The sequence below is a fragment of the Nodosilinea sp. E11 genome, from assembly GCF_032813545.1.
GTDB lineage: Bacteria > Cyanobacteriota > Cyanobacteriia > Phormidesmidales > Phormidesmidaceae > Nodosilinea.
Map to the genome: position 1 here is coordinate 3,992,362 of NZ_CP136520.1, position 12,659 is coordinate 4,005,020.

The 12,659-nt window shown below is 58.3% G+C and carries 12 protein-coding genes; 7 read left to right on the top strand and 5 right to left on the bottom strand.

Annotated elements, in window-relative coordinates:
- The first annotated feature begins 66 nt into the window (after positions 1-66).
- Together RRF56_RS19860 and RRF56_RS19865 are read left to right on the top strand one after the other, a co-directional pair.
- Entirely contained in the window at positions 67-1,155 is a 1,089-nt protein-coding gene (locus tag RRF56_RS19860; RefSeq protein ID WP_317034890.1) for an alkene reductase, read from the top strand.
- Positions 1,156-1,300: 145 nt separating this feature from the next.
- Complete coding sequence (locus RRF56_RS19865; RefSeq protein ID WP_317034891.1) at positions 1,301-1,864, top strand: hypothetical protein; 564 nt, start codon at positions 1,301-1,303, stop codon at positions 1,862-1,864.
- A gap of 13 nt (positions 1,865-1,877) precedes the next feature.
- Here the strand turns inward: RRF56_RS19865 and RRF56_RS19870 are convergent, their stop codons facing one another.
- Complete coding sequence (locus tag RRF56_RS19870; protein WP_317034892.1) at positions 1,878-2,651, bottom strand: isoprenyl transferase; 774 nt, start codon at positions 2,649-2,651, stop codon at positions 1,878-1,880.
- Between the two features lie 535 nt (positions 2,652-3,186).
- Between RRF56_RS19870 and RRF56_RS19875 the strand changes: the two genes are divergently transcribed.
- Positions 3,187-5,682: a tetratricopeptide repeat protein gene (locus RRF56_RS19875; RefSeq protein WP_317034893.1), complete on the top strand. Its 2,496-nt coding sequence runs from the start codon at positions 3,187-3,189 to the stop codon at positions 5,680-5,682.
- A gap of 120 nt (positions 5,683-5,802) precedes the next feature.
- The gene (psbA, locus tag RRF56_RS19880; RefSeq protein WP_317034894.1) at positions 5,803-6,864 is read left to right on the top strand and encodes a photosystem II q(b) protein; all 1,062 of its coding nucleotides are present in this window, start codon (positions 5,803-5,805) and stop codon (positions 6,862-6,864) included.
- An 83-nt stretch (positions 6,865-6,947) separates the two neighbouring features.
- Here the strand turns inward: psbA and RRF56_RS19885 are convergent, their stop codons facing one another.
- Entirely contained in the window at positions 6,948-7,508 is a 561-nt protein-coding gene (locus RRF56_RS19885; RefSeq protein ID WP_317034895.1) for a hypothetical protein, read from the bottom strand.
- A gap of 860 nt (positions 7,509-8,368) precedes the next feature.
- Between RRF56_RS19885 and RRF56_RS19890 the strand changes: the two genes are divergently transcribed.
- From RRF56_RS19890 to RRF56_RS19900, 3 genes are all read left to right on the top strand, one after another.
- Positions 8,369-8,584, top strand: coding sequence for a DUF2997 domain-containing protein (locus RRF56_RS19890; protein ID WP_317034896.1), 216 nt, complete (start codon positions 8,369-8,371; stop codon positions 8,582-8,584).
- 37 nt (positions 8,585-8,621) lie between these two features.
- A complete protein-coding gene (locus RRF56_RS19895) occupies positions 8,622-9,014 on the top strand; it encodes a DUF1257 domain-containing protein (RefSeq protein WP_317034897.1) in 393 nt (130 codons plus the stop codon).
- Between the two features lie 247 nt (positions 9,015-9,261).
- Positions 9,262-9,699, top strand: a complete 438-nt coding sequence (locus RRF56_RS19900) for a ferredoxin (protein ID WP_317034898.1) — start codon at positions 9,262-9,264, stop codon at positions 9,697-9,699.
- On the opposite strand, the gene RRF56_RS19905 is transcribed toward RRF56_RS19900, so the two are convergent.
- From RRF56_RS19905 to RRF56_RS19915, 3 genes are all read right to left on the bottom strand, one after another.
- Entirely contained in the window at positions 9,696-11,015 is a 1,320-nt protein-coding gene (locus RRF56_RS19905; protein WP_317034899.1) for a DUF4335 domain-containing protein, read from the bottom strand. The genes RRF56_RS19900 and RRF56_RS19905 overlap by 4 nt on opposite strands.
- A 183-nt stretch (positions 11,016-11,198) precedes the next feature.
- On the bottom strand, positions 11,199-11,777 hold the full coding sequence (locus tag RRF56_RS19910) for a DUF3038 domain-containing protein (protein ID WP_317034900.1): 579 nt from the start codon (positions 11,775-11,777) through the stop codon (positions 11,199-11,201).
- A 96-nt stretch (positions 11,778-11,873) separates the two neighbouring features.
- Positions 11,874-12,518, bottom strand: coding sequence for a YqiA/YcfP family alpha/beta fold hydrolase (locus RRF56_RS19915; protein ID WP_317034901.1), 645 nt, complete (start codon positions 12,516-12,518; stop codon positions 11,874-11,876).
- Between the last annotated feature and the right edge of the window lie 141 nt (positions 12,519-12,659).

The window sequence follows — 12,659 nt, forward strand, 5'->3', positions numbered from 1 at the left end:
GCCCCCGCATGACCTACACGATTCTGCAAAAAGTCCCTAGCGCGAACCATCTCAAAGGAGATCAGCATGTCCACTGCAAAGAACCTGTTTACACCCATTCAGCTCGGCGCTTACGAACTGCCCAACCGCATTGTGATGGCTCCTCTCACCCGCAACCGGGCCGGGGAAGGCAATGTGCCCCAGCCATTGAACGTGACCTACTACGAGCAGCGCGCCTCAGCAGGCTTAATTATTACCGAGGCCAGCCAGATTTCCCCTCAAGGCATGGGCTACCCCGCCACCCCCGGTATTCACAGTGCTGAGCAAATCGCCGGGTGGCAGAAGGTGACTGAGGCAGTTCACGCCAAAGGGGGCCGCATTTTCTTGCAGCTCTGGCATGTGGGCCGCATTTCGCACCCGTCGCTTCAGCCCGATGGGGCAACGCCCGTCGCTCCTAGCGCCCTTCAGCCCAGGGGCGACGCCATGACCTATGAAGGTATGCAGCGCTTTGTCACCCCGAGGGCGCTAGAGCTAGAGGAAATTCCCGGTATTGTCGATCAGTATCGTCAGGCGGCTAAAAATGCCCAGTCGGCCGGGTTTGATGGGGTTGAGATCCACGGGGCCAACGGCTACCTGCTCGACCAGTTTTTGCGCGACGGCAGCAACCACCGCACCGATGCCTACGGTGGCCCGGTCGAAAACCGCGCCCGCCTGCTGCTGGAGGTGACCGAGGCTGCGGTGGAGGTGTTTGGTAGCCAGCGTGTGGGCGTGCGCCTGTCGCCCAGTGCCACCTTCAACGACATGACCGATTCTGACCCCAGAGCTACCTTTGGCTATGCTATTCAGGCGCTGAATCAGTTCGACCTGGCTTACCTGCACCTGCTTGAACCTAGCGAAGCCGACCTGCGCTACGGCGGCACCCCCATTCCTACCAAAGAGTTTCGCCCGCTCTACAACGGTCTGCTCATGGTGAACTGGGACTACGATCAGGAGTCGGGCAACGATGCGATCGCCAGTGGTGACGCCGACCTGGTCTCCTACGGCAAGCTGTTTATCGCCAACCCCGACCTGCCCGAGCGGTTTGCAAAGAATGCGCCGCTCAATGAGCCTAACCCCGACACCTTCTACGGCGGTGGGGCCGAGGGCTACACCGACTACCCCGCCTTGGCGGCCTAGGGGTACAGTGCGCCGGGGGCAAATATCAGGGAGCAAATATATAGAGGGAGATCCTCCCCTGTGCCCCTGGGTGAGGCAACCCATAGCGCCCGGTTGACGTCTTTAGGTATGGTTTACCTAGTCATAGCTAGAAAGGACGGCACCTGTGCAAGCCGCTAAAGTTGTGGTCGCTGGGGTGATCGGGTTGGCTGGTGCGATCGCGCTAACTCGCCCCAGCCCCGCCGACGAATTTACCTGCCAAGGGGTGTTAACCGCGATCGCCGTAGACAATCTGCGAGTGCCCGATGGCGCTACCTGCAACCTCAATGGCACTCGCGTAGAGGGCAACATCACAGTCGAAGCTGGGGCTGTGTTGGTGGCCCGAGAGGTGCAGGTAGACGGCAACATTCAGGCCGAAAATGCGGCCCAGGTGTCGATCATAGGCCGCTCTAGGGTGGGAGGCAATATTCAAATCAAGCAGTCGGGTGGGACTACTGTGCTCAACAGTCGCATCAACGGCAACCTGCAATTTGAAGAAAACACTCAAGCGCTGAGCAGCGAGGGTAACTACATTGGCGGCAACCTGCAAGCCTTTAAAAACAGTGGTGGCCTCAGGGTCTTTACCAACCGCATTGGCGGCAACTTGCAGTGTAAAGACAACCGCCCTGCCCCCACTGGCAACGGCAATGTTGTGCGCGGCACCAAAGACGACCAGTGTGCCCGGTTTTAGGCAAGGCCGTCTGCTAAAGGCTTTGGGGCAGAGGCGCTGGCGCTAAACCGCCAAACCGTCTTTGCCGCCCTTGATACCACTGCAACGCCTGGTAAAAAGCCGCGCGATCAAACTCGGGCCAGAGCAAATCGGTGAAATACAGTTCGGTATAGGCCAACTGCCAGGGCAAAAAGTTGCTCAGCCGCTGCTCGCCACTGGTGCGAATCAGCAACTCTGGGTCAGGTAACGGGTAGGTCAGCAGCACGCGCGCCAGGGCGGCTTCATCCACATCATTTATAGAGATCGCACCGCAGGCCACCTGCTGGGCAATGTGCCGAGTCGCCGCTACCAGCTCCTGGCGTCCGCCATAGTTTACGGCCACGTTAAACTGCACGCGCTGGTTAGAGCAAGTCATGGCCATGGCCTCCTGCATCAGCGCTTGCAGTCGCTCGGGCAGGGGCGACAGGTCACCTAAAAACCGAATTCGCACGCCCTCGCGCTGCATGTCAGCCAGCTCGCGACGCAGCAGCCGTTCAAATAGACGCAGCAAAAAGGTGACTTCTGCCATCGGTCGTCGCCAGTTCTCGGTCGAAAACGCATAGACCGTTAGCGCCTCAATTCCCCAGTCTTTGCAGCAGCGCAGCAGGTCTTTCACGGTTTGAGCGCCTTGGCGATGGCCCGCCACCCGTGGCAGCCCCCGCTGGGTGGCCCAGCGACCGTTGCCATCCATAATTACCGCCACATGGCTGGGCAGCGCTTCAGGGTGCAGGTCGACGGGCAGAGTCGAATAATTAATGGGTTGAATCATAGGTTGAACTTCCTTAAAAACCATATATAAGAAGGGCGCAGGTGGGGCCAAACAATTTTTGCCGGCACCCTCTAACCACTGAGCTGCAAGGCACCGCTCACCGCGTTATACCAACTCCGAATCACATACCCCCGATTCCCAACAGGCAAAACTGTAGGGGCGAATGGCATTCGCCTAGGGGAATCGGGGGTTAACCCAGCAGTAGCATTTCCCCGGTGTATTGCAGCCTCAAAGAGATTCTGGGAGGTTGCTGGGGGAGCCGGGCTGCGAATGCACCCTACGTACGGGTGGCGGTGGGGTGCCAAGGTTGTGGACGGTGAGAAACAGCAGCTGGTCATATGGGATACGCGTTGCTTGGGTTATGGTTGGGTAAGTTCACCGTAGCTCTAGAGCCTTGTGGCGTCGGTCGGCGGTGGTCGGCCCTTGTGCTCAAGGCCCGCGCTCAAGGGGCGGAAAAAGGCGGAAACTGTCTACTCCGCGATGAAAGACCTTAAAAGCTCGGCTAGAGTTGTGGCTGTGGAGGATACATTCACCTATGGCATCAGATGCGGTAGAACTGGCAGATCGGCTTGTCTTCACCGTCACCGGGCGGCATCTGAATGATCTACAGCGCACTATCTTGCACCAGGTATGGCAGGGGCAAAAGTACCTCGATATTGCCACCGCCGCCGGATATACCGAGGGCCATATTAAGGACGTAGCCTACCAACTGTGGCGACTGCTATCGGGGGTGACCGGGGAGAAGGTCACCAAATCTACCCTCAAGTCGGCCCTGAAGCGATCGCTGCTCAAGATGGGCATCGATGTATCGGGAGCCAGTGCGGCCCTGGGGTTGACGGAGGCTGGGGGGCCGCGCGAGGTGCCCGTAGAACAGACGGCTTTACCCCTGGTCAATCCCAACTTTGTTGGTCGTCAGGAGGCGATCGCTCACCTCAATTCCTTGGTTACCCAGGGCGATCGCACCATTGTCATCCAGGGAGAAGGCGGCCTCGGCAAAACCACTCTGGCCCAGCATTTTCTGGCTCAGCAGCCGGTCGATCTCACCCTTGAGCTGATGATGGCCAAAGACCCCGCCGACATCACCCCCGTCGAGTGGGTGGTCGAAGAATGGCTGCGTCAGGATTTTGGGGTTGAGCCGGGGCGGGAGTTTGGTGTCACCCTCGATCGCCTGCGTCGTCACCTGCGCCAGCGGCGGGTAGCGGTCCTCATTGACAACCTAGAACCAGCGCTCAGTGCCCAGGGCCAATTCATCGTGCCCCATCGCCGCTATAGCGAACTGCTGCGGGTGCTGGCCGACAGCCGAGGGCAGACGCTGACTCTGATGACCAGTCGCGATCGCCTCTGCGAACCGGGCATTCCCATTGCTCATTACCGCCTGCCTGGGCTGGGGTTAGCCGCCTGGGCGACCTACTTTGCCCACCGAGGCATTCCTGACCATCGGGAGGTTTTAGCCGCGATGCACAGTGCCTACGGCGGCAATGCTAAAGCAATGGAAATTTTGGCCGGGGCGGTAGAGGCCGACTTTGAGGGCAACCTCAGGCTCTACTGGCAGGCCCACAGTCAAGATCTGCTCGGTCCGGTGGATCTCAAGAACCTAGTTGAGAGCCAAATTCACCGTCTGCAAACCCTCGACCCCGACGCCTATCGCCTCTTTTGCCGCCTAGGGGTTTACCGCTATCAGGATGTGCCCGCCCTTCCCTGGGACGCGGTGCAGTGCCTAATGGCTGACATTCCTCCCCAAAGCCACCAGGCGATCGTCACCTCTTTGCGCAATCGATCGCTATTGGAATGCCATCAGGGCCACTACGGTTTGCATCCGGTGGTGCGGGCCGGTGCCCTGGCTCAGCTCATCGCCAATTCTGAAGAGTCTACCGAGTGGGAATCGGCCCACCGCGCCGCCGCCCACTGCTGGAGCAACAGCATTCAGCGCATTTGCAGCCTCGACGATGCCATCCAGGCACTAGAAGCCTACTACCACTACGTCGCCATCGGCGACTACGGGGCGGCAGCGCGGGTGATTTTGCACAGCCGCGATAACCAGTGGCAGCAGTTTTTACCCCTGGGCAGCACCCTCTACCGCATGGGCCTAGTGCAGCCGGTCACCGACGCCATCACCGCCATCATCGACCACATTTCACCTCAGAATGCCGACGCTAGCGAACTGGCCAACATTCTGGGCGACCTGTACTGGATACAGGGGCGGTTAGAGGCTGCGATCGCCTGCCAGCAAAACGCCATGGCGATCGCCCAAGCCTGCCTGCATACCGAGGCCCCCGACCCCGCCACCCACCGCTGGTACTACCTCACTATGCTGGTGGTCGACTCCCAGCTCAGCCTTGGGCTTTACCATCTCGATCTATGGAACTTAGAGGTGGCGGCTACCTGGTTCAACCAGGTGCTGGCCAGCACCACTGGCACTCGTCATCAGCCCTGGGCCGACAAAGCAACTAACTGTCTGGCCTTAGTCAGGTCATACCAGGGCGATCGGGCTGCGGCTCAGGCGCTAGCCAACTCAGTGATTCGATCTGTTCAAGGCCACGGCCAAAACGGTCGTCATGCGTTCTTTGTACAACTCCTGGGCCACACCTATCTCAACCTCGAAAATCTAGATACTGCTGAATCTCTATTGTCTGAGGCCATTCAATCGGCGGAGGCAGGCCACTATCTACAGATTAAGGCCAATGCCCTGGTGGGGCTGGGGCGGCTGAACAGTCAGCGAGGGAATCTGGCGGCGGCAGTGGAAGACTATCGGCGTGCGATCGCCCTGCTCGACGATGTGGGTGCCCACTGCGATCTGGCTACGGCCCATCTGCAATGTGCCCTTGCCCTTGCCAGTTTGTCAGGGCCTCAGGCTGAGTCTAAGCACCACCTTTGTAAAGCTCTGCAACTTTTTCACGCTATTCCGGCTCCCCAACAAGTTTCCAGGGCCGAACAAGCCTGGGCCAAGCACTTGCGCCTCCTCGCTAGTCATAGCTCCGCCACATCTCAGACCGGCGATGCCCTGGGTTTCGCAATTACCCACCCGTCTTAGGGGGGTATTTACTCCATCTTCTTTACAATCCGCAACATTCCGGTTAAGGTAATGACATACATACCCCGCCTGTCCTTTATTGACGGGCCTTAAGTCAACCTAACTGCAATTATTTCCATCATGACCACGACTCTCCAAAGACAACAATCTGCCTCCCTGTGGGAGCAGTTTTGCCAGTGGGTCACCAGCACCGAGAACCGCCTGTATGTGGGCTGGTTCGGCGTGCTGATGATTCCCACCCTGCTGGCTGCTACCGCCTGCTTCGTGGTTGCGTTCATCGCAGCCCCTCCCGTCGACATCGACGGCATCCGTGAGCCCGTCGCTGGCTCTTTGATGTACGGCAACAACATCATCTCCGGTGCGGTTGTGCCTTCTTCCAACGCCATCGGCCTGCACTTCTACCCCATCTGGGAAGCTGCTTCCCTTGATGAGTGGCTGTACAACGGTGGCCCTTACCAGTTGGTAATCTTCCACTTCCTCATTGGCGTCTTCTGCTACATGGGTCGTGAGTGGGAACTGAGCTACCGCCTGGGCATGCGCCCCTGGATCTGCGTGGCTTACAGCGCACCTGTGGCCGCTGCCTCTGCTGTGTTCTTGATCTACCCCCTGGGTCAAGGCTCCTTCTCTGACGGCATGCCGTTGGGTATCTCCGGTACCTTCAACTTCATGCTAGTGTTCCAGGCTGAGCACAACATTCTGATGCACCCCTTCCACATGCTGGGTGTAGCCGGTGTGTTTGGTGGTTCTTTGTTCTCGGCTATGCACGGTTCACTGGTGACTTCTTCTCTGGTGCGTGAGACCACCGAGACCGAGTCTCAGAACTACGGCTACAAGTTTGGCCAAGAAGAAGAGACCTACAACATCGTTGCAGCCCACGGCTACTTCGGTCGTCTGATCTTCCAATATGCCAGCTTCAACAACAGCCGCAGCCTGCACTTCTTCTTGGGTGCGTGGCCTGTGATTGGCATTTGGTTCACCGCACTGGGCATCAGCACGATGGCGTTCAACCTGAACGGGTTCAACTTCAACCAGTCGATCCTTGACTCACAGGGTCGTGTGATTGGCACCTGGGCTGACGTGATCAACCGGGCGAACCTGGGTATGGAAGTGATGCACGAGCGCAATGCTCACAACTTCCCCCTCGACCTCGCTACCGCTGAGGCGCCTGAAATCATCGGCTAGTCTTGACTGACTACCCCATTGATTGCCTTAAAGGTTGATTAGTAAAAAGCGCTCCCCTTGGGGAGCGCTTTTTGCTGGCGTTATTAGCGCGCTGGGCGAGCGGAAATACCTAGTCGTTGCCGGTTGGTATTACCTGGCACAGCCGCTTGGCCCCCAGGGTTGAGTGGTCTAGCGCTGGGTGGACGGGTCTGGGACGATGGTGGGTTGCTTCCCGGTGGGCGCGGTGGTGGGATGACCCTTGGCTGGTGCGGCTGGTCTTGGCCGCACCCCCCAGAAGAGCCCAGGCTGCGCAATTCGCAAACGGCATAGAGCCAGCTGCGCTGAACGCGCTTAAAGTGCTCTCCCAACCATTTGCCTCGGGCCTTAGGGTCGTTGTCGAGGGTGGCTTTTAAGCCGTCTTGGTAATGGCCTCGGTCGAGCACTTCTTCCGCCTGTTCGCGGGTGGGTGGGTTGACGGCGCGATCAACGTCTTTGACGATCGCATCCACGTTTTCTTTAGCGGCTTTGGCCTGGTTGTAGCGCCTGTAGAGATCGTTGAGGCGATCGGTGTTGGCTAACCGTTGCCCCTGGGAATTTTGTTTGGCCTCCGGCAGGGCCTGGGCCGTCAGTTGAGAGAGTTGGGCATTGCCGGTGGGGGTGCCCACAAAGGTCCATCCTTGGTTGCTGACCTCGACTACGGGTTGGTCAGGGCTAATCAGCCGAATAGAAAGTTGCGATCGCCCCTAAAGCTTCAAGCCTTCTGGCTTCAGTTCCGGATGGTTGACCCCGCAGATCTTGCTGATCAATTGGGTTGTGAGATCTTCAAGGCCAGCAACTCAAATTAGCCGCATATGCATAGCTATAGCCGACATCATTAGGCGGTTTGCTGGCAACGATCCCTGTCGGTCATTCCTGTGAAAACGGGCATCCATTCGAGCGCAGTGACGGGCTAGTGGATTCTCGCCCCACGCCTTCGCGGGGGCAGGCTCTGCGCGGGAATGACGGCTTTGTCCTAACCTGAGTGGCTATAGCTATATTTCCGCATGGGCATTGGTTGGCTAGGGTCAGCCCGCTGCGCGAAGTCAGCCATCAACATTTATAGGTAGATTGTTATCGCTTCAAACTGTAGGTAACACTACAGAGGCTAAGCAGCGTCAATCCTGTGGGTTTAACGACTACGCTTGCGATCGCCAGATTTTAATTTTCTTAATAATTGTATTTTGCTTTTGGCGTCTGAAAGGGCTTTAACTCGGTTGTATTCCTTTTGGAATAATGCAATATGTAACGAAAGTTGCCTTGACGCTCTCTAGAAGTTACGCGACACTACATCTAATAGACGTGCCCGCTCACGGAATCAATGCAATACATTGACTTTCGTAATGAACGGTGGCGAGTTATGGCCCCGGTGCTTGATTAAGATCAGGTTCATACTATTGCTAACGCTGTTCGAGTTAGGCGCTATCCAAGCGGATCAATGGTCTCGGTATTGAGGTCTATGTTCCGCAATTTTTAGGGCTGAGCAAGCATGGAAACCTTAGAGTTCATCATTTACCCCGATGGTCGGGTTAAAGAGACGGTAACGGGTATTGTGGGTGCCTCCTGCGCTGAGGTGACTGCTGCCATTGAGGCTCAGCTCGGTACCGTAGTAGCGCAACAAACGACCTCTGAGTATTTCGCTCAGCATCGTCACCAAACGGCTACCGAAACTGTGGCAGCTCAGGCGGCTCACAGTCAGTGGTAAATTTTCGAGTTTATAGTCCCTCTATTACCCGCAGAAGATGTCACACTTTAGCCAAATCAAAACTAAAATCCGCAATTTAGACTCTCTTAAGCTGGCTTTGAGCGACTTGGGCACCGACTGGAAGGCTGGCCCCTGCGATGTGCGAGGCTACCAAGGCCAGACGCAAACGGCTGACCTGGTGATTTCCCAAGAAAACGGCTATGACATTGGCTTTCGTCGCAACCCCGAAACCAATGACTATGAGCTGGTGGCCGACCTGCAATACTGGCGTCAGCCGCTCACAGTAGAAGGGTTTCTCAGCCGGGTGACCCAGCGCTACGCCTACAACACCGTGATGACTGAAACCTCTCGCCAAGGTTTTCAGCTAGCCGAAGAGCAAGTGCGTGAAGATGGTTCTGTGCGGCTGGTCGTGCAGCGTTGGAATGGCTAACCATTGACCACTTGAATGGTTGAGAGGGGCTCTGTGGCCCCTCTCGTTGTATAGGGAGATGTCTGAAAACGAATATCCCAGCCCCCGTAGGGTGGGCACTGCCCACCATCTTAAAAAGCATTGTCAGAGAATCTTCCGAGTCAGCCCCCGTAGGGTGGGCACTGCCCACCGTCTTAAAAAGCATTGTCAGAGAATCTTCCGAGTTTACTCAGCAGTTGGTTTGAAGCAAGCATGAGCAGCATAGACCATGACACAGTTTGATGAACAAACCACAGGTTTTGAACCGGAGCTAGGCGGGCAACTGCGCCAAACGGACGATCGCACTGGCTTAGAACCTGAGTTGGGCGGTCAGCTGCGTCAAAAGGGCGTCTATGTTGATGAAATCACCTGCATTGGCTGTAAGCACTGCGCCCACGTTGCCCGCAATACCTTTTATATTGAGCCCGACCACGGCAGATCGCGGGTTTACCGCCAAGACGGCGACTCTGAAGAGCTGATTCAAGAGGCGATCGATACTTGCCCCGTCGATTGCATTCACTGGATGGACTATACCGAGCTCAAGCAGCTAGAGCGCGATCGCCAGCACCAGGTGATCCCCATTGCTGGTTTTCCGGTTGACAAGGCCATGTCAGCCGCGCAAATGCGCAAGGCCAAGCGACGCAGCCAGCGATCGCAGCAATCTTAAGGAGTAGGCGCTTCAGTCGGCAGCACCAGCACCTCTCCAGTGGGTAAAAACTGAACCTCTACGATGATTCTGGCCCCATACGTTATCCCCGGAATCACGGCATTAACCTGGGGTAGGGTCGGGGTATTTTGGTAGGTGGCTGAGAACTCATTGAGAGGCACTAGGTCAATCACGGTGCCATTGGCAGCCAGGGTGAGGGTATAGCGGAGGGGGGCGGCTAGGTTGGCTGGCGGTCGCCACTGTCGTTGCAGCGCCAGAGCGAGGTCTGATGACTCGGTGGCCGTAGGCTCAGCGGCGGTGATGGCGGCGGCTGGACTATCGGGGGCAGCCCGCAGCGTCTCAGGGCTGGCAGGGGTCGACTGCTGCGCTGAAAAATCAGCGTCAGGGCTAGCTGCTGGTTCTCTGACTCGGGCCTCTGGTTGGGGAGATGCGGCTGGGGGTGGTGTGACCCCTGGGGACGTACCAGGCTGAGGGGTTGTCGGGGTGGCGGGCTGGGGAGAAAGTTTTGGGCTGCCCTGGCCTGAGGTGCCCGGTGGGGCAGAGGTGGTGGTTGGGGCGGTGGTGGTTGGTGTGGGCAGCGCCTCGCCAGTAGCCGAGGGACTAGATAAGGCCGCTTCAGGAACCGCTTCAGAGAAGGGTGTGGCTTCGTCTAGGGGCAGTTCGCGATCGGGGCTAGGAGCCTGGGTCGTCGAGCCGCCGATCGCGTCAGATGAGTCTGGGGCATTTAGAACGACCGGGCTGGGGGTAGTGGTCAAAAGCTGGTTGCCTAATATGGCAGCAATGCCCACCGCCGCCACAGAGCCCAGCCAAAGGGGGAGCCGAGGGCGGGCAGGCCGCGCCTTGGGCAGGGCGTCATCGGGGATGATTTGAAGCGTGCCATCGGCCTGCTCTAGGGTATCGGCCAGGTCAGACAGTTGCAGGGTCGAGAGTTCGACGACCTGGGGTGGGGCCGGGGGGGTCGCTAGGGTGAGGCGATGGCGCATTAGCCCCACGGGTTGGAGCGAACTGTCTCCCCGCGCCAGGGCGGCCCCAGGGCTAAGGGCTTGGGCGCTGAGATGAGCCTGTACGTAAGTTTGGACCAAGTTTGTCAGGGTCGAAAACTGTGGCTCTCGCCCACTGGCTTCAAACAGAACGGCGGGCCGGGCTGCTTCAGCGTCTGCTCCATCCTCTAGCCCATGCACCTGAAGCGAAAAGCGCGATCGCGTCAGCACCGGACGACCGGTTACCTGACTCAGGGGCGACAGATGCCCTATCAGCCGTAGGGTGCAGGTGCCCGCTGTATATTCGTAGGAGGTGACAGAGGCGATCTGGGCCATGGACTTTGGCTGGGTGAGGGTGACGGTGGGGTGAGCAGGTCAAACTTCAAACGTCTGCTGAGAGATGGCTAGAAAATTTCCTCTAAATGGTGGGCAGTGCTACAGCGGCTAAATTTTCTCTAAATGGTGGGCAGTGCCCACCCTACAGCGGCGCAAAGCCAAAATCGCAAAACCCAAATCTCCTCACGTCTCTGCTCGGTCTAGCAGGGCCAGCCAGAGCTTGCGGCTGCCTCCCGTTCCACTGTAAAACAGCAGATCGACCAGCAGCTTTAGCCCCAGAGTGGTGAGTTCGTCGGTGGTGGCGGTTTGGTCGGCTTCCATGCGGTCTTGGTAGGCGTTGCTAAAGGCATCGAGGTAGTCGCCCAGTTGGGCGGTGCGGTGGGGCGCTTGCCCCTGGGCCAGCGCTTTTTCTAGCCGCATGACGGCCTGGCGAATGCTCTCACGGTGGGCGATCGCAAGCTGACAACACACCAACACCAGGGCGCGGGCCTCGTCGATATCGAGCTTCTTGCGACCCTGGCCTTTGCGTAGGGGGCTGGCCTGCCGCAGTCGCCACAGATTGACGCGATCGCTCAGCAGATCTGACACCCCCAGCTTGTCTGCCGCCGCCAGCATGGCATCGGACCCCAGGCCGGTGAGGGCTTCTAGGGCCAGCAGCACCAGGTCGAGCTGGGCTTTGATGCTGTGCAGCTGTCGTGGGGTCGGCGACGGCTGGGCTGGGTTTGGCTCGCTGTTTGACGCACTGAGGGAAGACGGTTCCACCGGGCTGCCCTGTTACTAACCTAAGGGATTGGGCTCATTGTGGCATGGGGGTTGCAGTTCTTGAAACGAGTTTACGAATTAGCTGCGATCGCCTTTTCAGAGTCGTAAAAATCCTTGAGTATGGTGCCAAATCTCTGGCTCTACATCCGTTAAGGCGTGATCGCTGGGGAGTTCAACCAGGTGTACCCAGGAGCGGGTAGCGGCGTAGGCGCGGCTGGCCTCTATCGCTATGGTCTCGTCGTGGGTGCCGTGGAGAATTAGAGTGGGAATTTTGGCCCGCAGGTCTTCGTCTGTGTAGCCCTGGGCATCGGTGATGAACCCGTAGTGGAGGGGAATCTGGCGCTGCTCGGTGTAGTGATAGACCGAGAGGGTGCCTTGGTCGCGCCAGGCGGCGATCGCATCCGGGCCAAGGCGGGGCAGCCACTGCTTGAGAAAGTCAAAGGCCGGGGCCAGCAGCACCAGTTTCTCAATGTGTTTTGTGAGGCTGACCTGCTGGGCCACCCAGGCGGCGGTGAGGCCCCCCAGACTGGAGCCGATCAGTACGGTGGGTTCGCTCTGGGCGAGGATGAGGGCGCTGACCTGCTGAATCTGGCGGCTGAGGGTGAGGTGGGCAAAGTCGCCCTGGTTGAGGTCGGGGATGATCAGGGGAATGCCCCGAGCGGCGAGGCGAGTTTTCATGGCTTGGGCTTTGGCCGACTGGGGGCTAGAGGCGAAACCGTGGAGGTAGAGGTATTGGGGCATGGGGGGTGGGTGAAGAGTGAAGGGTGGATGGGTGGATGGGTGGATGTGTAGGGGCAGACCTATGTGTCTGCCCTGGGGGTGAATGCGTGGATGAATGGGTGGGTGGATGGGCGGGTCTGCCCTGGGAATTATCAGGGATGG